We start from the raw sequence: 19,132 nt of genomic DNA, 5'->3' as shown, positions 1-19,132 counted from the left end.
AACGGCCCCGGGGTAACACCCGGCGGCCGTTTTTCGTTTCTCTCGTGCGGAGAAAACTCACGCATGAGGTCAATACGCAAACATGACATTGATTACCCCGGAAGAGCGGATTTCCCAAACGGCTGACTTGTTGCAGTCACTTGAGACATCCATTCGCGGTCTGCGCAAAGCAGCGGAAGAACTGCGCAGGCAGATCGGTGCCGGGGAGGATGCAGATCTTGCTGGTACGGGCAAGCAACTGGGACAGCTTGAGGGGCTGATCCGAAGTTGCCAAAAAGTGGAGACAAGCTTTGTCGAACAACATCACAGACAAGCCGGAATTGCCCAAGGGGGCTATGCGCTCGACCTTGATCGGGCACGATCTGAGATCGGGTGCAGGCTGGCTCGCCGCCGCGCCTGTTGCGGTGCAGGACAGATTTCTGAGTGAGATCGGGGAGGGGGGGCTGTGCGCCCTCCCTTTCCTGTTTGAGTTCTGGGCTCTGCCGCATCAGTTGCCGCCCGAGGGCGATTGGCGGTCATGGGTGATCATTGGGGGGCGTGGCGCTGGTAAGACGCGGGCCGGGGCCGAGTGGGTTCGGTCGATGGTTGAGGGGTCTTTGCCGTTGGACACGGGTAAGGCGCGCCGGGTGGCTCTGCTTGGCGAGACGTTTGATCAGGTGCGCGACGTGATGATCTTTGGCGATAGTGGGATATTGCAATGCTCACCACCGGATCGCCGGCCGGTCTGGAAGGCGTCGGAGCGCAAACTGATCTGGCCCAACGGGGCCGAGGCGCAGGCGTTTTCAGCGCATGACCCCGAGGGATTGCGGGGGCCGCAATTCGATGCAGCCTGGGTGGACGAGTTGGCCAAGTGGAAAAAGGCTGGGGAGACATGGGATATGCTGCAGTTTGCTTTGCGGTTGGGGGATCAGCCCCGGGTCTGTGTGACGACCACGCCGCGCAATGTGAAGGTTTTGAAGGATCTGCTGGCGTCGCCGTCCACGGTGCAGACTCATGCGCCTACCGAGGCGAACCGGGCCAATCTGGCGGGCTCGTTTTTGGAAGAGGTGCGCGCGCGGTACGCGGGCACGCGGTTGGGGCGGCAGGAGTTGGACGGGGTGCTGCTGTCCGACGCCGAAGGGGCGCTGTGGACCGGATCGATGCTGGAGGCGGCGCGCTGTGCACAGGTGGCCGAGCTGGACCGCATCGTGGTGGCGCTGGACCCTGCGGTGACGGCGGGGGCGGCTGCGGATGCTTGCGGGATCGTGGTCGTGGGCGCGCGGTTGCAGGGGCCGCCTGAGGAGTGGCGCGCCTATGTGCTGGCCGACCGGACGGTGCAAGGCGTTGGCCCGGCGGGCTGGGCGCAGGCGGCGATTGACGCGATGGATGATTTTGGGGCCGAGCGGTTGGTTGCCGAGGTCAATCAGGGTGGGCAACTGGTGGAAGAGGTCGTGCGGCAGGTGGACCCTTTGGTGCCTTATCGGGCGGTGCGGGCGTCACGCGGCAAGGTCGCGCGGGCGGAGCCTGTGTCGGCCCTGTACGAGCAGGGGCGGGTGGCGCATGTCTCGGGGCTGGATGCTCTGGAGGAGCAGATGTGCCAGATGACTGCGCGCGGGTTCGAGGGGCAGGGTTCGCCTGACCGGGTCGACGCGCTGGTCTGGGCGTTACATGAGTTGGTTGTCGGGCCTGCGAGGGCGTTTCGACGGCCGAGAGTGAGGAGTTTGTGAGCTTAGCGATCAGGAAGGAATGACGACAACAGAGCTTTAACCAAGCTTTGCTATCAACTGTTTGCGGCTGGTTTCTGCAGATTTGACAGTTTAAAGGCTAAGCTATGCAAAAAGTCACAGTAACCAGTACCAACAGATTTGATTTAAAAGATATTCTCGCCCCCGGCGAAAAGTTGCTCTGGTCGGGTGAACCCGGATACGGACGCAAGTTCTTTCAGGCGGTAGGTGAGGAGCGGAAGATTCATGTTTTCCTGTTGGTCGCTTCGGTCGTCATGTGGGCTACTATTCCATTCATCAATGCCGATGCCGAGTTTGGCCGTTTTGAGGCGTATTGGATATACGGAGCAGTAACGTTCGCTTTCGTTGCCTTTTCGTTTAGCATCGCGAGTCAGCGGCACTACGTCCTGTATAATTTGGCCTATTTTGTTACGAACAGGCGGGTAATTGTTTGCCGGCGAGGTAGAAACTGGAGGCTAGGTGTCCGGCTCTATGTCTTTTCGTGTGAACTTTCAGCGACGTTTCCGTATTCAATAGTCGATAGTCGCCCTTATCCATCACTTGAAGTTGGCATTCTTCTTTCCGAACAGCAGGTGCAACCATTCGGGCTTGGGCTGTCCCATCCCGGCCATCCGATACTCTTTGGCAGGACATACTACCCTATACTGTTGGACTATGTTCCGGAGGCTGAGGAACTACTCACAATGATCCGATCTTGACGGCGTGATGTAGCGGATACCACAGGAGTGTCATGAGCATTAGATTTGACCTCGTTTCGGCTGCATAGCCCCATCTCAATGCAGCTACAGCTATCCCGTTGCCCACCCTCCGTACGCCCCATTCCCAAGGCTTAAACTTCTTTCTGTCATAACTCCTTTCAACAAGCCGGGCAGAGCGGCGGCAGAAAGGAGCACAGATGGTATTCGATTTCTTGCGTCGTGGATCGGCTGAGGCAGCGCCTGAGGCGAAGGCGAGCGCGGCGGGGCCTGTGGTGGCGTGGCAGACGGGCGGGCGCGTGGCGTGGAGCCCTCGGGATGCGGTGTCACTGACGCGAACGGGGTTTTCGGGGAACCCGGTCGGGTTCCGCTCGGTCAAGTTGATTGCCGAGGCGGCGGCGGCGTTGCCTTTGGTGCTGCAGGATCAGGCGCAGCGGTTTGATACCCATCCGATCCTGAGCCTTATGCGTCGCCCGAATGCGGCGCAGGGGCGGGCGGAGTTGATGGAGACCTTGTTCGGGCAGTTGCTGCTGTCGGGCAATGCTTATGTTGAGGCGGTTCAGGCCGAAGAAGGGCTGCCGGTTGAGCTGCATGTGTTGCGCTCGGACCGGATGAGCGTGGTGCCGGGGGCGGATGGGTGGCCCAAGGCGTATGATTACGCTGTGGGCGGTAAGAAGCACCGGTTCGCGGCGGAAAATATCTGCCATATCAAGTCGTTCCACCCGCAAGACGATCATTATGGGTTCTCGCCGATGCAGGCGGCGGCGATGGCGATTGATGTGCATAACAGCGCGTCTCGGTGGTCGAAATCGCTGCTCGATAATGCGGCGCGGCCTTCGGGGGCGCTTGTCTGGAAGGGCGGTGATGGCCATGGGGTCATGGCTGAAGATCAGTTCAGGCGTCTTTCGGATGAGATTGAGCAGAACTATCGCGGTGCGCGCAATGCGGGTCGTCCGATGGTTCTGGAGGGGGGGCTGGATTGGAAGCCGATGGGTTTCTCGCCCTCTGACATGGAGTTTCAGAAGACTAAAGAAGCCGCCGCCCGCGAGATCGCGCTGGCCTTTGGGGTCCCGCCGATGCTGCTGGGGATACAAGGCGACGCGACCTATTCGAACTATCAGGAGGCCAACCGGGCGTTCTATCGCCTGACAGTGCTGCCTCTGGTGACGCGGGTGGCGGCGGCGGTGTCGGAGTGGCTGGCGGGTTTTTCCGGTGAAGAATTGGTGCTGAAGCCCGATCTGGATCAGGTGCCCGCGCTGTCGGCGGAACGGGACGCGCAATGGGCGCGGGTCAATGGGGCCGAATTCCTGAGCGATGCCGAAAAGCGCGCCTTGCTGGGGCTGCCGGAGCGTGCGGATGGGTGACGCATATCCTCCGTTCGAATGCGCGCCGGGCCTGCGTCTGGCCGCGCATGAGCGGGTGGCCGAGATCCAGCATGCGCATTTGTGCCAGCGGCTGGATCAGATCGAAGAGATGATGGAGCGGCTGGAGAGGCGGTTGTGGTTGACGGTGTATGGCGTGGCAGCGGTGATCCTGGCGCAGGCGTTTCAGTCATTCCTTTCAGTAACGCCATGAATTCAGTAAGTTACATGGAGAAGTTTATGGAATTGGAGCATAAGTTCGCACGGTTCGGAGAGGGTCTTTCGGTGACCGAGGACGCGGTGATCGAAGGTTATGCCAGCCTGTTTGGACAGATAGATCAGGGCAGTGACGTAGTGCAGAAAGGTGCGTATCGCGGTTCGCTTGAGGGGCTGGCCAAAGCGGGTCAACGGGTCAAGATGCTCTGGCAGCATGACCCGGCGCAGCCCATTGGTGTCTGGAATGAGGTGCACGAGGATGACCGGGGCTTATGGGTCAAGGGACGTCTGGTGGAAAGCACTCAGAAAGGTCGCGAGGCGGCCGAGTTGATCCGGGCGGGCGCAATGGATGGCCTGTCGATTGGCTATCGTACCAAGCGCGCCGTGAAGAATGACAAGGGCCAGCGGGTCCTGACCGAACTGGAGCTGTGGGAAGTGTCTTTGGTGACCTTCCCGATGTTGCCCAGTGCGCGGGTGGCGGCAAAGGGAGTGGACCCCGAGGCCGAGAACACCTGGCGCAGTATTGCCGAGGTGTTTGATCACGCCCGGCAGGAGCTGGCGCGAACCTAGCGCGCCGAAACCTCACCCCCAAAAAGGAAGTGCTGATGAGCAAGACCGAAACCCCGGCCTTGACCGGAGAGGGTGTGCCCCTGGTTCAGGAGGTGAAGCAGGCGATGACTGGCTTCGTGAACGAATTCAAGGGCCTCAAGGCTGAAGTTAAGACCAAATTGCAACAGACAGAAGAGCGACTGACCATGCTGGATCGTAAATCAACCATCGCGGCACGTCCGCATCTTGCGGCCTCAATCGAGGACGGCGCACCGCATCAGAAGGCCTTTGATGCCTATGTGCGTTCGGGTGAGGATGACGGCCTGCGTGGGCTTGAGATGGAGGTGAAATCCCTCTCGAGCGCTGTGAACAGTGACGGTGGGTACCTGATTGACCCGCAAACCGCCGAGATCATCAAATCGGTGCTGAAATCTACGGCCTCTATCCGCTCGATTGCTTCGATCGTAAATGTCGAGGCGAACTCGTTCGATGTTTTGATCGACCACACGGATGTCGGTGCGGGCTGGGCAGATGAAAATGCTGCGGCGAGCGAAACCAGCACCCCGTCGATTGACCGGATCTCGATCCCGCTGCACGAGCTGAGCGCACTGCCCAAAGCCTCGCAGCGACTGCTGGATGACAGCGCGTTCGATGTCGAGGGTTGGCTGGCCGGTCGTATCGCGGACAAGTTTGCACGCGCCGAGGCCTCGGCCTTTATCAACGGCGACGGTGCGGACAAACCCAAGGGTATTCTGAACCACGCCAAGGTCGACAACGATGTTTGGGATTGGGGGAACATTGGTTATGTCCCCACCGGCATCGATGGCGGTGTCGAGGCGGATGCCATTGTGGACGTGGTTTATGCTCTGGGTGCGCAGTACCGGGTCAACGGGACCTTCGTGATGAACTCGAAAACTGCTGGTCTGATCCGCAAGCTGAAAGACAGCGATGGCCGCTTCTTGTGGTCGGACGGTCTGGCGGCAGGTGAGCCGGCACGTCTGATGGGCTATCCGGTGCTGATCGCCGAAGACATGCCGGATGCGGGAACCGACAGTTTCTCGATTGCCTTCGGTGACTTCCAGGCGGGCTATACCATCGCCGAGCGCCCGGACCTGCGCGTATTGCGCGATCCCTTCAGCGCCAAACCGCATGTCCTGTTCTATGCGACCAAGCGCGTCGGCGGCGATGTCAGCGACTTTGCTGCGATCAAGCTGGTGAAATTCGGCACCGCCTAAAGCGGGCTGAATTCCTGGGGGGCCTTTGCCCCTCGGGGCGGCGGGCGCGGGTCGGGGTGAGATCCCCTGCGTTGTCTAGCTGCTCCCCTCCGTCCGAGCAACGTGGGGCGGCGCGTGCCCGTCAATTCCTGAAGTTACGGCCCCGGAGGGGTCCGAGATTGCGGAGTGAATGGATGATGTTGATCGAAGAAACCGCCATCGCGGATGCGGCGCTGCCGGTGGATCAGTTCAAGGCGCATTTGAGGCTGGGAACAGGCTTTACTGGTGCCAGCGTGCAGGATGAGGTGCTCAAGGGCTTCTTAAGGGCGGCGATTGCTGCGATTGAGGCGCGTACCGGGAAGGTACTTATAACACGTGAGTTTTCCTGGAGCCTTACAAGTTGGCGTGACCCTGCGGGAGAAGTGCTGCCTGTGGCGCCGGTCTCGACCATCAATACGGTCAGTTTGATGGATGCAGCGGGTACTGAAACCGCCGTTTCGTCTGACAGATACAGATTGGATCGCGATAGCCAGCGCCCGCGGATACGCGCTGCCGGGGCTGTCTTGCCCGCTATTTCGACCGGTGGATCCGTGAAGATCGCGTTTATCGCCGGTATTGCCGGGGAATGGTCAAACTTGCCGGCAGATCTTGGGCAGGCAGTTCTGCTGTTGGCCGCGCATTACTATGAATACCGGGATGAGACTACGTTGGGTGCCGGCTGTATGCCCTTTGGCGTGACCAGCCTGATCCAACGCTATCGTGTGGTTCGTTTTGGTGCAGGGGTGGCCCAATGAAGGCGCCCCGGCTGAATAGAAAACTGTTGCTTGAATCCTCCGTGCGCACCGCTGATGGCGCCGGTGGGTATCTGGAAACATGGGTCGCCTTGGGCTCGGTTTGGGCCGAAGTCACTGCGCGCAGCGGGTCAGAGCGAAATGTTGCAGGGTTGCCGGTTTCGCGTGTCGGCTACCGGATTGTGGTTCGTGGCGCGCCCGAAGGATCGACCATGCGCCCCTCGCCGGATCAGCGGTTTGCGGAAGGCACACGCCGTTTCGTTATCCGCGCCGTCGCCGAGTGGGACCTGCGCGGCCAGTACTTGATCTGCTTTGCGGATGAGGAGGTGGCGGTATGAGCTATGGCGTTTCAGCCGCGTTGCAGGCGGCGATCTACCAGAAATTGTCGGAAGACACACAGATCAGCACTCTTTCAGGTGGAGCGATCTATGACGCCGTTCCAGCGGGTTCAGTTCCGCAAACCTATGTGACGCTGGGCCCGGAAGAGGTGCGCGATGCCTCGGACCGATCGGGGACCGGTGCCGTCCATCGTTTCACGGTGTCCGTCGTGTCCGAAGCTGCCGGGTTCGGTGCAGCAAAAACGCTGGCGGGGGCGGTTTGTGGCGCCCTGGACAGTGGGGGGCTGACCCTGGATCGAGGCCGATTGGTCGGGCTGTGGTTCGAACGTGCCTCGGCCCGTCGGACTGGAACGGGCGGCGCGATCCGCCAGATCGACCTGAAATTCCGCGCCCGCGTGGAAGACGAATAAGTAATCAACGGAGAGAGCAAATGGCTGCCCAGAACGGAAAAGACCTGTTGGTCAAAGTGGATATGAACGGCTCAGGCCTGTTCGAGACCATTGCGGGGCTGCGTGCCACGCGGGTCAGTTTCAACGCGGAAAGTGTCGATGTGACCAGCCTGGAAAGCCAGGGTGGTTGGCGCGAGCTTTTGTCGGGCGCGGGGGTCAAGTCGGCCTCGATTTCGGGCTCGGGCGTATTCAAGGACGCGGGAACGGATGAGCGCGCGCGACAGCTGTTCTTTGACGGTGAGACACCGGGTTTCCAGATCATCATCCCGGATTTCGGGATTGTTGAGGGTGCGTTCCAGGTGACCGGCATCGAATATGCGGGCTCTCACAATGGCGAAGCGACCTATGAAATGAGCATGGCAAGCGCCGGTGCTCTGACCTTTACGGCGCTGTAACGATGGCCAATCCGTGGACGGGAGAGGTGGCACTGACCATCGATGGAGAGCAACGGGTTCTGAAGCTGACCTTGGGCGCTTTGGCGGAACTGGAACGGGAATTGGGCACAGGGACACTGGTTGAACTGGTGCAAAGGTTCGAAGGCGGCGCCTATTCAAGCGGTGATGTTCTGGCGCTTATCGTCGCCGGGCTGCGGGGGGGCGGGGCCAATGTCACCCGCACCGATCTGCTGAGTGCCGAGATTGAGGGCGGGCCAATGCACGGCGCACGTGCAGCGGCCGAGCTGTTGGCAAGGGCCTTCATGGTGCCGGGGCAGGCATGAGCGGGTTCGACTGGCCCGCATTGATGCGGGCCGGATACCTCAGCCTGCGCCTGACACCGGATCAATTCTGGAGCCTTACCCCGGCCGAGTTGCGGCTGATGCTGGGGCATGGCGCGGGCATGCCTTCGATGAACAGGATGGGTCTGGATGCGTTGCTGGCGGCCTATCCGGACAAGACAAAAGGAGAGCGAGATGACGGATCGTAACGGGTTGGAAGACCTGCAGGAGCGGGGCGAGGCGCTTGGCGACTCGTTGGGTGATGCGGCATCGATGGCTGCGGCATTTGATGGGCAGATGAAGCGCATCAAAGCAGCCTTTGAGGAAACGGGCAAGGATGTTGCAACGCTGGAGCGTGGCATGTCCGGTGGCCTGCGACGGGCGTTCGATGGCGTCGTGATGGACGGAATGAACCTGTCCGATGCGCTGGACGTGTTGAAGAACTCGATGATCCGCACCGCTTATTCTGCTGCGATCAAACCGGTCACGGATCATTTCGGCGGCCTTCTAGCCAATGGGATCGGAGGTTTTGTGAAGGGCATTCTTCCTTTTTCTGACGGCGGCAGCTTCAGCCAAGGACGGGTGATGCCCTTTGCCAACGGTGGAGTGATCAGCGGTCCAACCACGTTTCCAATGCGTGGCGGCACCGGGCTGATGGGCGAGGCTGGCCCCGAGGCCATCATGCCGCTGGCCCGCGGTACCGATGGGAAATTAGGCGTGCGCATGTCTGGCGGCGGCTCTGCGGTGAACGTGGTGATGAACATCACGACCCCGGACGTGCAGGGTTTTCGTCGAAGCCAAAGCCAGATCGCGGCCCAGATGAGCCGCGCGCTGGGCCGTGGCAATCGCAATAGGTAGATCAGGGAGCAGACCATGAATTTCCACGAAGTGAGATTTCCGGCCAGCCTGAGTTTTGGTTCGGTCGGTGGGCCCGAGAGGCGCACGGATATTGTGACGCTGGCAAACGGGTTCGAAGAACGCAATACCCCTTGGGCGAATTCGCGGCGGCGCTATGATGCCGGTTTGGGGATGCGGTCCCTGGATGACATCGAAACGTTGATCTCGTTCTTCGAGGCGAGGCAGGGACAGATGTTTGGATTTCGCTGGAAAGACTGGTCCGATTTCAAATCTGGTGCGGCTACGGGCGAAGTTGCCCTAGGCGACCAGATCATTGCGCAAGGTGATGGCGTAGCGACAAAATTCCAGCTGGTAAAGACCTATTCCTCGGGTGGATTCAGTTATGTAAGGCCGGTCGTTAAACCCGTATTGGGAACCGTCCGCGTGGGCGTCGAGCAGGACGAGATGCGTGAAGGTGTCGACTTCGAGGTGGATCTGAACTCAGGGTTGGTCACGTTCTATTCGCCTCCGCCTGAACGGGTTGATATCACCGCCGGCTTTGAATTCGATGTGCCAGTGAGGTTTGACACCGACAAGATCCAGACAAGTGTCGCGAGTTTTCAGGCAGGGGACGTTCCGAACGTGCCAGTGGTCGAGGTGCGTGTCTGATGGCGGGTGACAAACAGGCACTGCAGGCCCATCTGCAGAGTGGTCTGACAACGACCTGTCGGTGTTGGGCGATTACGCGCACAGACGGTGTTCAGTTTGGCTTTACCGACCATGACCTGAAGCTGAGCTTTGAAGGCCTGGACTTCAATGCAAGTTCGGGTCTGACGGCGGCCGCGATCGAGCAGGCAACGGGGCTGTCCATTGATAACTCGGAAGCAATGGGGGCGTTATCGGATGTCGCGGTAACCGAAGAGGATATCGAATCCGGTCGTTTCGACGGGGCCGAGGTGCGGGCATGGCTTGTGAACTGGGCCGATCCATCGCAGCGAATGTTGCAGTTCCGCGGATCAATTGGTGAATTGCGACGGGCAGGTGGGGCTTTTCACGCCGAACTGCGGGGTCTTACAGATAAGTTGAACCGACCTTTGGGCCGGATCTACCAAAAGCCCTGCACAGCCGTGCTGGGCGACAAGGCGTGCGGGTTCAACACCGATGCCCCGGGATATTCTGACGAAGCCGAGATCGTCGTTTTGACGGGGGGCAGTATTTTGCAGCTGCGAGGGGCCGAATCTCACCTGGAGGCATGGTTTGAACGTGGACGGCTTGATGTGGTGACAGGCCGTGCGGCTGGGCTGTGGGGGGCGGTCAAGAAGGACCAAAAGACCGACACAGGTCGATCGGTCGTTCTGTGGTCTGCAATCAGCGGAGGATTGGCCGAAGGCGACAGGGTGAGGCTGACCGCAGGTTGCGACAAGCGCATGACGACCTGCCGCTTGAAGTTCAATAATATCACGAATTTTCAGGGCTTTCCTGACCTGCCTTCCGAAGATTGGGTGATGGCGGTTCCCAAGAAAAACGGGGCAAACAGGGGGGGCAGCAGACGATGATCCCGACAAAGCAAAGCATTGTTGATGAGGCCAGAAGCTGGCTGGGCACCCCGTATGTCCATCAGGCGTCGGTCAAAGGCGCCGGTACGGACTGTCTGGGGTTGCTACGTGGCGTATGGCGTTCGGTGCTTGGGCACGAACCCGAGGCCGTCCCGATCTATAGCATGGATTGGTCTGAACCGCAGGGCGAAGAGCGTATGTGGGCCGCAGCACGCCGCCATCTTGTCGAGAAAGATCCGGCATGGTTTTCGGTCGGAGACGTGTTGCTGTTTCGAATGCGGGAAAGTGGCGTTGCCAAGCATTTGGGGATTGTCAGCACCTGTCGAGACATCCCTCGGTTCATTCACGCTTATTCCGGACATGGCGTTGTTGAAAGCGCCCTGAGCGACCCGTGGCGACGGCGGGTTGTTTCTTGTTTTGAGTTCCCCACGGAGGATATCTAGATGGCGACGATATTACTGTCTGCGGCGGGTGCCGCAGTTGGCGGAGCCATTGGCGGCACGGTTGCAGGGCTGTCTACGGCAGTTATCGGCCGAGCCATTGGTGCCACTCTTGGGCGTGTCATCGACCAGCGTTTGATGAGCCAGTCGGTCATGGGCAGCGGCAGCGAAGTTGTAGAAACGGGCCGATTGGACCGTTTTCGCCTTACTCAGACGGGCGAGGGCGCCGCTGTCGCCAACATCTTTGGTCGGATGCGTGTCGGGGGGCAGGTTATCTGGGCTTCGGATTTTCTGGAAACCCGCAGCACCAGCTCTACCACGCAATCGGTTGGGGGTGGCAAGGGATCCCCCAAGCAGCCCGAGGTTACAACGACCACCAACAGCTACAGCTATTCAGTTTCATTAGCGGTCGCGTTGGGCGCGGGGCAAATATCTGACGTGCCGCGTGTCTGGGCGGATGGCGAAGAGATTGAGCGCAGCAATTTGAATATGCGCGTCTATCCTGGCACCGACGATCAACTGCCCGATCCGTTGATCGAAGCAATCGAAGGTACTGGAAATGTCCCGGCCTATCGTGGCACCGCCTATATTGTGATCGAGAATTTGAAGCTGGGCGCTTTTGGAAACCGCGTCCCGCAGTTCTCGTTCGAGGTCGTGCGGCAAGAGCAGCCTAGTTTGCCTGATACCGAAAATTCCCTGTCACGTATGGTACGAGGCGTGGCGCTAATGCCTGGGACCGGTGAATATGCATTGGCGTCCCAGCAGGTGAATTACACAAAAGGCCGCGGCCGCAGTTGGGCGGCCAATGTGAATTCTACCTCTGGTTTGCCTGATCTCGTGACGTCCACACAAGCCTTGAAAAGTGAACTTCCGGGCTGTGAAGCCGCCTCTTTGGTTGTGTCCTGGTTCGGAAGTGATCTGCGATGCGGTCAATGCAAGATACAACCAAAGGTTCTGCAAAATGGTATCGAAGGCAAAAATATGCCCTGGGGTGTCGCGGGGCTGACAAGGGCAACCGCCCAGATCGTTCGTCAGGAAAATAACGAGCCCGTCTATGGCGCGACACCAGCGGACGCGTCGGTCATTCAAGCGATCCAACACCTTAAGCAAGAGGGGAAGCGGGTCATGTTCTACCCGTTTATCCTGATGGATCAGATCGGTGGAAACGGATTGCCCGACCCGTGGTCAGACGCCAGCGATCAGCCGCACCTTCCCTGGCGCGGTCGCATCACCCTGAGCGTTGCACCTGGGCGGGACGGGTCTCCGGACCAGATGGCTGAGGCCAATGTTCAGGTGTCCGATTTCTTTGGTCAGGCGCGAGCGGTTGATTTTGTTATCGGAAACGGCACGGTTTCCTACTCTGGCCCGCAGGAATGGGGGTTGTGCCGATTTATTCTTCACTACGCTGCCTTGTGTAAGGCGGCAGGTGGGGTGGACTCCTTCTGTATCAGTTCGGAAATGCGTGGTCTTACCCAGATTCGTGGCCTAAACGGATTTCCGGCCGTTGAGCAGCTGCGCGTTTTGGCAGGGCAAGTGCGTAGTATTCTGGGGCCAGACACAAAGATCGGTTACGCGGCGGACTGGAGCGAGTATTTCGGCTACCAGCCAAATGATGGCAGTGGGGATCGCTACTTCCACCTCGATCCGCTTTGGGCGGATGACAACATAGATTTCGTCGGTATCGACAATTACATGCCTCTGTCCGACTGGCGGGACGGTGAAGATCACGTGGATGCGGATGCCGGCGCAAAATCCATCTACGATCTTTCCTATCTGCGTGGGAACATCGAAGGTGGCGAGGGCTATGACTGGTATTATGCCTCGCCTGAGGAAGAGGCGGCACAAATCCGTACGCCGATCGAAGATGGTTCACATAACGAGCCGTGGATCTGGCGTTATAAGGACGTTCGCAACTGGTGGTCACAACCGCATCACGAGCGAATCAATGGTGTGCGTAGCGACAACCCGACTGACTGGTTGCCAGAGTCCAAGCCCATCTGGTTCACTGAGCTCGGTTGTGCGGCAGTAGACAAAGGCACCAACCAGCCCAACAAGTTTCTAGACCCAAAATCTTCAGAATCCGGGTTGCCGAAATATTCAAACGGGCTTCGGGACGACTTTCTGCAGACGCAATACCTCAGGGCGGTCCTTGGCTATTGGTCGGACGCAGATATCAATCCAGTTTCATCCAGCTATGGCGGCCCGATGGTGGACGTGTCCAATGCCTATGTCTGGGCGTGGGATGCGCGGCCCTATCCGACCTTTCCAAACCTGCGCAGCCAGTGGAGCGACGGGGCCAACTATGCCCGCGGCCATTGGCTTAATGGGCGTTCCGGCTCACGAACGCTGGCCTCTGTTGTAACCGAGCTTTGCCATGCTGCCGGTGTTACCGAGATTGATGTCTCGGGCCTTTACGGTTCCGTTCAGGGCTATGCGGTTGAACAGGTTTCGGATGCCCGTTCGGCATTGCAACCGCTCATGCTGCGGTATGGTTTCGATGCGCTTGAACGCGAAGGAAAGCTGATCTTTCAGATGCGGGATGGCGCACGTGCCCTGACCCTGAATGAAGAGCAGTTGGCCATCACTTCGGACATTGACGGACACGTGGAATATCGTCGCGAGGCTGAGGCGGAAATGTCTGGCCGTGTCAGGCTGCGCTTTGTCCAGTCTGATGCCAACCATGAAATAGCCTCGGAAGAGGCTGTGTTGCCTGATGATGAAACCCATTCGGTATCGGTAAATGAGATGCCGTTGTCCATGACGCGGGCCGAGGGGCGTCAAACGGTGGAACGCTGGCTGAGTGAGGCGCGTGTCTCGCGTGAAACGGCTAGGTTTGCATTACCGCCTTCGCTTTTGAATGTCGGGGCAGGGGATGTTGTGCGGCTGGTCAGTGGTGGGCAGGACGCGCGCTATCGCATTGACAGGCTTGAACAGGCCGAAATGCAACTGGCCGAGGCTGTCAGGATCGAGCCCGGCGTTTACACACCGCCAGATGCCCCCGCTGATGAAGTTACAGCGAAGCCATTCATCGCTCCGGTGCCGGTGCTGCCCGTGTTCTTGGACCTGCCTCTGATCACCGGTTCCGAAGTGCCGCATGCGCCCTATCTTGCTGTTGCAGCGGACCCCTGGCCCGGAAGCGTTGCAGTCTATGCCGCACCCGGAGACGAAGATTATGTGCTGCAACAGGTGATTACAGGGCAGGCCGTCATAGGTTTCACCGAAAGCCCGATGCGAAGGGCCAGTGCCGGACTTTGGGACGAGGGCGATGCCTTGCAGGTCAATCTGGTAGATGGCCTGTTGGAATCTCGTCCACGTTCTGCCTTGTTAAGCGGGGCAAATCTTGCGGCGATTGGCGACGGAACGCCGGACAACTGGGAGGTGTTCCAATTCGCGGATGCGGCTTTGCAATCGACAGGTGCCTACTCCGTGTCCAGGCGGTTGCGCGGTCAGCTGGGGACAGATGCGATTATGCCCGATCTCTGGCCCGAAGGATCAATGTTCGTGTTGTTGGACGAACGTGTCTTCCAGACAGGGTTGTTGCGGTCAGAACGTGGCCTGACCAAACATTATCGCATTGGCCCTGCAACCAGAGGGTACGAAGATCCCTCTTACGAGCATCTGGTCGAGGCCTTTGAAGGCAATGGTTTGCGGCCCTATGCCCCCTCTCATCTTCGCGTGCAGCAATCCAGCTCGAGGGACGTGTTCTCATGGGTGCGGCGGACACGTCTGGATGGCGATGACTGGTCCGGGCTGGATGTGCCGTTGAATGAAGAAACCGAAGCCTACCTTGTTCAGGTCCGGCAGAATGGTAGCCTGATCCGCGAAGAGGTCGTTGCCCAGCCGGATTGGCACTATACGTCATCCATGAAGGCCACGGATACTGTTACAGGGTCTTATGAGGTGTCGGTTTCGCAGATATCTGCGGCTTACGGACCCGGATTGCCTGTCAGGCTGCAGGTCGGATAGGCGCGGTGCGGCCCGTATTGCACGGAGATGTCAGCGCGGCGGCGCGTGTTTTGTTGAACGCGCCGCCCGATCAGCGTGAACGCTTATGCCGACGTATGATTGCCGAAGCTGAAACGGCTGATGGCCATGTAAGTAAAACAGGGCGGCTACACCCGTTGTTCGGCAACGGTTCGTTAATGGCTGCGGCGCGAAACCGGCGCCTTGCCGCCGAACCCTCATTCGATGATCTGCAGTATTGCCGGTGTTTTGAGACGGTGCTGCGTCATTTGATCCGGTTCCGCATCAACCAGAAGCACAGCTGACACATCTGGTTGCGGCGAGGTCCAATTCCAGTCGGCCATTTGGAATCGGCTCGCCGCAATCTTCGCAGAATCCGTATTCTTGACTTTCAATCCGCTTCAGCGCGGCCAAAAGGCGTCGATACTCCAGGTCCCGACTGACTTGGTGCGCCTTGGCCATAGCCTGGTTCTGTAGCGCATCCATCCGGCTCAGACGACCGATAGATTGTTGATCCAGTTCAACAACAGATTGCGCATCTTTCCCGGCCTGCGACTGGCGCGCCAATTCGTCCAGCCTGGCACGGATTTTCTCGTTGATTTGCTTCAGGTCAGCCTCATTCATTTTCGTTGCTTTGCCGATCACGGGTTTGCGTTTGGCGTTTTTGCCACTAAATGGCATTCTAGGCGCAGCAAAGGATCAAAAGCCATGTTGGAAAAGCGCAGTCATGTCACACCCGTAGATCCCGTTTGGGATCGCATCACGACCGAGGCTCAGGCCGCGGTCGAGAATGAACCACTGATGGGTGGATTGGTGCACGCCTGTATTCTGCATCATCGCAGCCTGACCAGAGCATTGTCCTATCGCGTTTCCGCTAAACTATGCTCGAACGAAATGTCGATGATGGTTCTGCGTGAGATCGTGGACGAAGCTTATGCTGACGATCCCCATTTGATTGAGGCCGCCCGCGCAGATCTGATGGCGGTCTACGAGCGGGACCCGGCCTGCCACCGTCTTCTGCAACCGATCCTGTATTTCAAGGGTTATCAAGCGATGCAGGCCTACCGCGTCGCCCATTGGCTATGGCTCAAGGGGCGATATGATCTGGCCTATTTCTTCCAGATGCGGTCCTCGGAAATCTTCGGTATCGACATTCACCCGGCTGCCAAAATCGGCAAGGGGATCATGATCGACCATGCTCATTCCATCGTGATCGGTGAAACGGCCATCGTTGGCGACAATGTTTCGATGTTGCATTCGGTCACGCTGGGTGGGACCGGGAAAGAAGAGGAGCAACGTCACCCCAAGATTGGTGATGGAGTTTTGATCGGCGCCGGCGCCAAAGTCTTGGGCAATATCGAAGTGGGCCATTGTAGCCGGATTGCCGCCGGTTCGGTGGTGCTGCAAGAGGTGCCACCTTGCAAAACCGTTGCCGGTATTCCGGCCAAGATCGTCGGTGAAGCAGGGTGTGACCAGCCCTCGATCTCGATGGATCATATGCTGGGCAAAAATCACTAGATCTGAAGGTTCTTAAAGAAAAAGGCCGCCCTGAAGAGGGCGGCCTTTTTTAACCAGATATCAGGCCAGCATGACCATCGGGTTTTCCAGATTGTCGACGATCGCCTGCAGCAGCTGCGCACCGAGGGCACCGTCGATGACCCGGTGATCGACCGACATCGTAACCGACATGACCGTTGCAACCGTCAGTTCGCCATCGTCACCAACAACTGGTTTCTTTGCGCCAGTGCCGACGGCCAGAATGCCCGCATGCGGTGGGTTCACGATAGCGTCGAAATTGTCGATGCCGAACATGCCCAGGTTCGAGACCGCAAATGTGCCGCCCTGATACTCATGCGGGGCCAGCTTGCGTTCGCGGGCACGGGCAGCCAGGTCCTTCATCTCGGTTGAAAGCGCTGACAGCGACTTGGTGTCGGCGTCTTGCAGGACCGGCGTGAACAGGCCACCTTCGATCGCGACGGCAACGGCCACGTCCGAGGGTTTCAGCTGCAGAACCCGATCTCCCGCCCAGACGGCATTGCATTCGGGCACCTGTTGCAGCGCATTGGCCAGGGCCTTGATGATGAAGTCATTGACGCTGAGTTTGACGCCACGGGCCTCAAGTTGCTTATTCAACTGACCGCGGAATTTCAGCAGTGCGTCCAGCTTGATATCCCGGCGTAGATAGAAATGCGGGATGGTTTGTTTGGCCTCGGTCAAGCGCGCGGCGATGGTTTTGCGCATCCCGTCCAGCTTGACCTCTTCGTAATCGCGGGATTCGTACATCCGCATGACCATATCCGTCGAGGGGCCGGTTGGCGCGGCTGTGGAGGCTGGTGCTGATGCGGCCTGTACAGGGGCAGCCGCCACAGCAGGGGCTGCGGTTGCGCTTTCGACATCCGCCTTGACGATACGCCCATGTGGGCCGGATCCACTGATTTGCGCTAGGTCGAGACCTTTTTGCGCGGCGATGCGACGAGCCAAGGGGGACGCGAAGATGCGACCGCCATCTGCCTTGGAAGGAGCAGCCGGAGCGGGGGCGGGCGCTTCGGACGCCGCTGGAGCGGAAGCCTCGTTGTCCGTGGCGGCTGGCGCCGCCGCCGGAGCCGCTGCAGGCGTTGCACTGATATCATCAGCGCTTTCGCCTTCTTCCAGCAAAACCGCGATGGCGGTGTTGACCTTGACCCCTTCGGTTCCCTCAGCGATCAGGATCTTGCCAATGGTGCCTTCGTCCACGGCCTCGAACTCCATCGTGGCCTTGTCGGTTTCGATCTCGGCCAGCAGATCTCCGGAGGAGACGGTGTCGCCCTCTTTAACCAGCCATTTGGAAAGCGTGCCTTCCTCCATCGTCGGTGAAAGGGCGGGCATCAGAATTTCGGTGGGCATCTGTCTGTTGCTCCCTTACCGGTAGGTCACTTGTTTGACGGCTGCGATCACCTCGTCGGTGGTCACCAGCGCCAGTTTTTCGAGGTTCGCTGCGTAGGGCATCGGAACATCCTTGCCGGTGCAGTTGATGACAGGCGCGTCGAGGTAATCAAACGCTTCCTGCATCACCACCGATGAGATGTAGCTGCCGACCGAGCCTTGCGGCCAGCCTTCTTCGACGGTCACAAGCCGGTTGGTCTTCATCACCGAATTGATGATTGCACCAGTGTCCATCGGGCGGATGGTACGCAGGTCGATCACTTCGGCGCTGATGCCGTCTTCGGCCAGTTTATCGGCGGCTTCCAGTGCGAACTGCATGCCGATGCCAAAGCTGACGATGGTCACGTCTGTGCCCTCGCGCCAGATGCGGGCCTTGCCCAACGGGATGCTCAGGTCATCCACCTGCGGTACTTCGAATGAACGACCATAGAGGATTTCGTTTTCCAGGAAGATCACCGGGTTCGGGTCACGGATCGCGGATTTCAGCAGGCCTTTGGCGTCTGCCGCTGAATAGGGCATGACGACCTTGAGGCCTGGGATCTGCATGTACCAGGCCGCATAGTCCTGACTGTGCTGGGCGGCCACGCGGGCGGCGGCACCGTTGGGCCCGCGGAACACGATGGGACAGCCCATTTGACCACCGGACATATAGAGCGTTTTCGCGGCCGAGTTGATGATCTGGTCAATCGCCTGCATGGCGAAGTTGAAGGTCATGAACTCGACAATCGGTTTCAACCCGCCAAAGGCCGAACCAACTGCGATCCCGGCAAAACCATGTTCGGTGATCGGGGTGTCGATTACGCGCTTGGCGCCAAACTCATCCAGCAAACCTTGCGAGATTTTATAAGCGCCCTGATATTCGGCGACTTCTTCACCCATGAGGTAGACGTCACCGTCATTGCGCATTTCTTCGGCCATGGCGTCGCGCAGGGCTTCACGCACGGTTTCGGATTTCATCTCGGCATCAGCTGGCCAATCTGGGGACAGATCTACCTTAGGTGCGGCTGGGGCAGAGACAGGAGCAGGGGCCTCAACCGCAGCAGGGGCGGCTTCGGTCGTCGCTGCGGCTGCGGGTGCAGCCGCGGGCAGGGCGGAGGCGTCTTCGCCTTCTTCGACGAGGATGGCGATAGGGGTATTTACTTTGACCCCTTCTGTGCCTTCAGCGATCAGGATCTTGCCCATGATCCCTTCATCAACGGCTTCAAACTCCATCGTGGCCTTATCGGTTTCGATTTCGGCCATGATATCGCCGCTTGATACGGTGTCGCCTTCCTTGACCAGCCATTTGGCCAGCGTGCCCTCTTCCATCGTGGGGGAAAGGGCGGGCATGAGAATTTCGGTTGCCATGTCTTAATCGTCCTC

At 59.1% G+C, this 19,132-nt stretch carries 23 protein-coding genes; 20 read left to right on the top strand and 3 right to left on the bottom strand.

What is annotated here, in order from left to right; genetic code table 11:
• Positions 1-82: 82 nt before the first annotated feature.
• From AC2FLE_RS06130 to AC2FLE_RS06040, 19 genes are all read left to right on the top strand, one after another.
• A complete protein-coding gene (locus tag AC2FLE_RS06130) occupies positions 83-427 on the top strand; it encodes a hypothetical protein (RefSeq protein ID WP_496695827.1) in 345 nt (114 codons plus the stop codon).
• Positions 336-1,706 carry a DNA-packaging protein gene (locus tag AC2FLE_RS06125; protein ID WP_496695826.1) on the top strand — a complete coding sequence of 457 codons (1,371 nt, stop codon included), beginning with the start codon at positions 336-338 and terminating at the stop codon, positions 1,704-1,706. The genes AC2FLE_RS06130 and AC2FLE_RS06125 overlap by 92 nt, the downstream gene beginning before the upstream one ends.
• A 104-nt stretch (positions 1,707-1,810) precedes the next feature.
• The gene (locus AC2FLE_RS06120; protein WP_496695824.1) at positions 1,811-2,422 is read left to right on the top strand and encodes a hypothetical protein; all 612 of its coding nucleotides are present in this window, start codon (positions 1,811-1,813) and stop codon (positions 2,420-2,422) included.
• A gap of 197 nt (positions 2,423-2,619) precedes the next feature.
• Positions 2,620-3,783 carry a phage portal protein gene (locus AC2FLE_RS06115; protein WP_496695822.1) on the top strand — a complete coding sequence of 388 codons (1,164 nt, stop codon included), beginning with the start codon at positions 2,620-2,622 and terminating at the stop codon, positions 3,781-3,783.
• A complete protein-coding gene (locus AC2FLE_RS06110) occupies positions 3,776-3,994 on the top strand; it encodes a GTA head formation protein, RCAP_rcc01685 family (RefSeq protein ID WP_496695820.1) in 219 nt (72 codons plus the stop codon). The genes AC2FLE_RS06115 and AC2FLE_RS06110 overlap by 8 nt, the downstream gene beginning before the upstream one ends.
• 26 nt (positions 3,995-4,020) lie before the next feature.
• Positions 4,021-4,566 (top strand): HK97 family phage prohead protease, encoded by a 546-nt coding sequence (locus AC2FLE_RS06105; protein ID WP_496695818.1) that lies wholly within the window; start codon positions 4,021-4,023, stop codon positions 4,564-4,566.
• Between the two features lie 35 nt (positions 4,567-4,601).
• Positions 4,602-5,780 (top strand): phage major capsid protein, encoded by a 1,179-nt coding sequence (locus AC2FLE_RS06100; RefSeq protein ID WP_281971923.1) that lies wholly within the window; start codon positions 4,602-4,604, stop codon positions 5,778-5,780.
• Positions 5,781-5,953: 173 nt separating this feature from the next.
• Complete coding sequence (locus AC2FLE_RS06095; RefSeq protein WP_496695816.1) at positions 5,954-6,553, top strand: head-tail connector protein; 600 nt, start codon at positions 5,954-5,956, stop codon at positions 6,551-6,553.
• The gene (locus AC2FLE_RS06090; RefSeq protein WP_496695814.1) at positions 6,550-6,888 is read left to right on the top strand and encodes a phage head closure protein; all 339 of its coding nucleotides are present in this window, start codon (positions 6,550-6,552) and stop codon (positions 6,886-6,888) included. Before AC2FLE_RS06095 ends, AC2FLE_RS06090 begins: the two co-directional genes overlap by 4 nt.
• Positions 6,885-7,298 carry a DUF3168 domain-containing protein gene (locus AC2FLE_RS06085; RefSeq protein ID WP_496695813.1) on the top strand — a complete coding sequence of 138 codons (414 nt, stop codon included), beginning with the start codon at positions 6,885-6,887 and terminating at the stop codon, positions 7,296-7,298. The genes AC2FLE_RS06090 and AC2FLE_RS06085 overlap by 4 nt, the downstream gene beginning before the upstream one ends.
• 20 nt (positions 7,299-7,318) lie before the next feature.
• A complete protein-coding gene (locus tag AC2FLE_RS06080) occupies positions 7,319-7,732 on the top strand; it encodes a phage major tail protein, TP901-1 family (RefSeq protein ID WP_142633188.1) in 414 nt (137 codons plus the stop codon).
• Between the two features lie 2 nt (positions 7,733-7,734).
• Positions 7,735-8,055 carry a gene transfer agent family protein gene (locus AC2FLE_RS06075; RefSeq protein ID WP_496695811.1) on the top strand — a complete coding sequence of 107 codons (321 nt, stop codon included), beginning with the start codon at positions 7,735-7,737 and terminating at the stop codon, positions 8,053-8,055.
• A complete protein-coding gene (locus AC2FLE_RS06070; protein ID WP_496695809.1) occupies positions 8,052-8,261 on the top strand; it encodes a rcc01693 family protein in 210 nt (69 codons plus the stop codon). The genes AC2FLE_RS06075 and AC2FLE_RS06070 overlap by 4 nt, the downstream gene beginning before the upstream one ends.
• Complete coding sequence (locus tag AC2FLE_RS06065; RefSeq protein WP_496695807.1) at positions 8,248-8,910, top strand: RcGTA-type gene transfer agent tail tape measure protein; 663 nt, start codon at positions 8,248-8,250, stop codon at positions 8,908-8,910. Before AC2FLE_RS06070 ends, AC2FLE_RS06065 begins: the two co-directional genes overlap by 14 nt.
• Before the next feature lie 15 nt (positions 8,911-8,925).
• Entirely contained in the window at positions 8,926-9,558 is a 633-nt protein-coding gene (locus tag AC2FLE_RS06060; RefSeq protein ID WP_496695805.1) for a phage distal tail protein, Rcc01695 family, read from the top strand.
• Positions 9,558-10,445, top strand: a complete 888-nt coding sequence (locus AC2FLE_RS06055) for a phage/gene transfer agent baseplate hub protein (RefSeq protein WP_496695803.1) — start codon at positions 9,558-9,560, stop codon at positions 10,443-10,445. The genes AC2FLE_RS06060 and AC2FLE_RS06055 overlap by 1 nt, the downstream gene beginning before the upstream one ends.
• The gene (locus AC2FLE_RS06050; RefSeq protein WP_496695802.1) at positions 10,442-10,888 is read left to right on the top strand and encodes an NlpC/P60 family protein; all 447 of its coding nucleotides are present in this window, start codon (positions 10,442-10,444) and stop codon (positions 10,886-10,888) included. Before AC2FLE_RS06055 ends, AC2FLE_RS06050 begins: the two co-directional genes overlap by 4 nt.
• Positions 10,889-14,851 (top strand): baseplate multidomain protein megatron, encoded by a 3,963-nt coding sequence (locus AC2FLE_RS06045; protein ID WP_496695800.1) that lies wholly within the window; start codon positions 10,889-10,891, stop codon positions 14,849-14,851.
• A 5-nt stretch (positions 14,852-14,856) separates the two neighbouring features.
• A complete protein-coding gene (locus AC2FLE_RS06040) occupies positions 14,857-15,153 on the top strand; it encodes a DUF7742 family protein (protein ID WP_496695799.1) in 297 nt (98 codons plus the stop codon).
• Here the strand turns inward: AC2FLE_RS06040 and AC2FLE_RS06035 are convergent.
• Positions 15,134-15,472: a TraR/DksA family transcriptional regulator gene (locus AC2FLE_RS06035; protein ID WP_496695798.1), complete on the bottom strand. Its 339-nt coding sequence runs from the start codon at positions 15,470-15,472 to the stop codon at positions 15,134-15,136. The two genes, AC2FLE_RS06040 and AC2FLE_RS06035, sit on opposite strands and share 20 nt — an antisense overlap.
• 84 nt (positions 15,473-15,556) lie before the next feature.
• Between AC2FLE_RS06035 and cysE the strand changes: the two genes are divergently transcribed.
• Positions 15,557-16,366, top strand: a complete 810-nt coding sequence (gene cysE / locus AC2FLE_RS06030) for a serine O-acetyltransferase (RefSeq protein ID WP_496695796.1) — start codon at positions 15,557-15,559, stop codon at positions 16,364-16,366.
• A 60-nt stretch (positions 16,367-16,426) separates the two neighbouring features.
• On the opposite strand, the gene AC2FLE_RS06025 is transcribed toward cysE, so the two are convergent.
• The gene (locus tag AC2FLE_RS06025; RefSeq protein WP_496695795.1) at positions 16,427-17,731 is read right to left on the bottom strand and encodes a pyruvate dehydrogenase complex dihydrolipoamide acetyltransferase; all 1,305 of its coding nucleotides are present in this window, start codon (positions 17,729-17,731) and stop codon (positions 16,427-16,429) included.
• Between the two features lie 15 nt (positions 17,732-17,746).
• Positions 17,747-19,117, bottom strand: a complete 1,371-nt coding sequence (locus tag AC2FLE_RS06020; protein ID WP_496688402.1) for a pyruvate dehydrogenase complex E1 component subunit beta — start codon at positions 19,115-19,117, stop codon at positions 17,747-17,749.
• Between the last annotated feature and the right edge of the window lie 15 nt (positions 19,118-19,132).

Source organism: Ruegeria sp. CDSA077, assembly GCF_059612265.1.
Note: the sequence above shows the minus strand (reverse complement) of the source record. Positions and strands in the feature narration are given on the sequence as shown.

What these genes read in the sequence shown, in the direction of transcription:
- AC2FLE_RS06130 (WP_496695827.1), top strand. Translation starts at nt 83, where the DNA reads ATGACATTGATTACCCCGGAAGAGCGGATTTCCCAAACGGCTGACTTG.
- AC2FLE_RS06125 (WP_496695826.1), top strand. Translation starts at nt 336, where the DNA reads ATGCGCTCGACCTTGATCGGGCACGATCTGAGATCGGGTGCAGGCTGG.
- AC2FLE_RS06120 (WP_496695824.1), top strand. Translation starts at nt 1,811, where the DNA reads ATGCAAAAAGTCACAGTAACCAGTACCAACAGATTTGATTTAAAAGAT.
- AC2FLE_RS06115 (WP_496695822.1), top strand. Translation starts at nt 2,620, where the DNA reads ATGGTATTCGATTTCTTGCGTCGTGGATCGGCTGAGGCAGCGCCTGAG.
- AC2FLE_RS06110 (WP_496695820.1), top strand. Translation starts at nt 3,776, where the DNA reads ATGGGTGACGCATATCCTCCGTTCGAATGCGCGCCGGGCCTGCGTCTG.
- AC2FLE_RS06105 (WP_496695818.1), top strand. Translation starts at nt 4,021, where the DNA reads ATGGAATTGGAGCATAAGTTCGCACGGTTCGGAGAGGGTCTTTCGGTG.
- AC2FLE_RS06100 (WP_281971923.1), top strand. Translation starts at nt 4,602, where the DNA reads ATGAGCAAGACCGAAACCCCGGCCTTGACCGGAGAGGGTGTGCCCCTG.
- AC2FLE_RS06095 (WP_496695816.1), top strand. Translation starts at nt 5,954, where the DNA reads ATGATGTTGATCGAAGAAACCGCCATCGCGGATGCGGCGCTGCCGGTG.
- AC2FLE_RS06090 (WP_496695814.1), top strand. Translation starts at nt 6,550, where the DNA reads ATGAAGGCGCCCCGGCTGAATAGAAAACTGTTGCTTGAATCCTCCGTG.
- AC2FLE_RS06085 (WP_496695813.1), top strand. Translation starts at nt 6,885, where the DNA reads ATGAGCTATGGCGTTTCAGCCGCGTTGCAGGCGGCGATCTACCAGAAA.
- AC2FLE_RS06080 (WP_142633188.1), top strand. Translation starts at nt 7,319, where the DNA reads ATGGCTGCCCAGAACGGAAAAGACCTGTTGGTCAAAGTGGATATGAAC.
- AC2FLE_RS06075 (WP_496695811.1), top strand. Translation starts at nt 7,735, where the DNA reads ATGGCCAATCCGTGGACGGGAGAGGTGGCACTGACCATCGATGGAGAG.
- AC2FLE_RS06070 (WP_496695809.1), top strand. Translation starts at nt 8,052, where the DNA reads ATGAGCGGGTTCGACTGGCCCGCATTGATGCGGGCCGGATACCTCAGC.
- AC2FLE_RS06065 (WP_496695807.1), top strand. Translation starts at nt 8,248, where the DNA reads ATGACGGATCGTAACGGGTTGGAAGACCTGCAGGAGCGGGGCGAGGCG.
- AC2FLE_RS06060 (WP_496695805.1), top strand. Translation starts at nt 8,926, where the DNA reads ATGAATTTCCACGAAGTGAGATTTCCGGCCAGCCTGAGTTTTGGTTCG.
- AC2FLE_RS06055 (WP_496695803.1), top strand. Translation starts at nt 9,558, where the DNA reads ATGGCGGGTGACAAACAGGCACTGCAGGCCCATCTGCAGAGTGGTCTG.
- AC2FLE_RS06050 (WP_496695802.1), top strand. Translation starts at nt 10,442, where the DNA reads ATGATCCCGACAAAGCAAAGCATTGTTGATGAGGCCAGAAGCTGGCTG.
- AC2FLE_RS06045 (WP_496695800.1), top strand. Translation starts at nt 10,889, where the DNA reads ATGGCGACGATATTACTGTCTGCGGCGGGTGCCGCAGTTGGCGGAGCC.
- AC2FLE_RS06035 (WP_496695798.1), bottom strand. Translation starts at nt 15,472, where the DNA reads ATGAATGAGGCTGACCTGAAGCAAATCAACGAGAAAATCCGTGCCAGG.
- cysE (WP_496695796.1), top strand. Translation starts at nt 15,557, where the DNA reads ATGTTGGAAAAGCGCAGTCATGTCACACCCGTAGATCCCGTTTGGGAT.
- AC2FLE_RS06025 (WP_496695795.1), bottom strand. Translation starts at nt 17,731, where the DNA reads ATGCCCACCGAAATTCTGATGCCCGCCCTTTCACCGACGATGGAGGAA.
- AC2FLE_RS06020 (WP_496688402.1), bottom strand. Translation starts at nt 19,117, where the DNA reads ATGGCAACCGAAATTCTCATGCCCGCCCTTTCCCCCACGATGGAAGAG.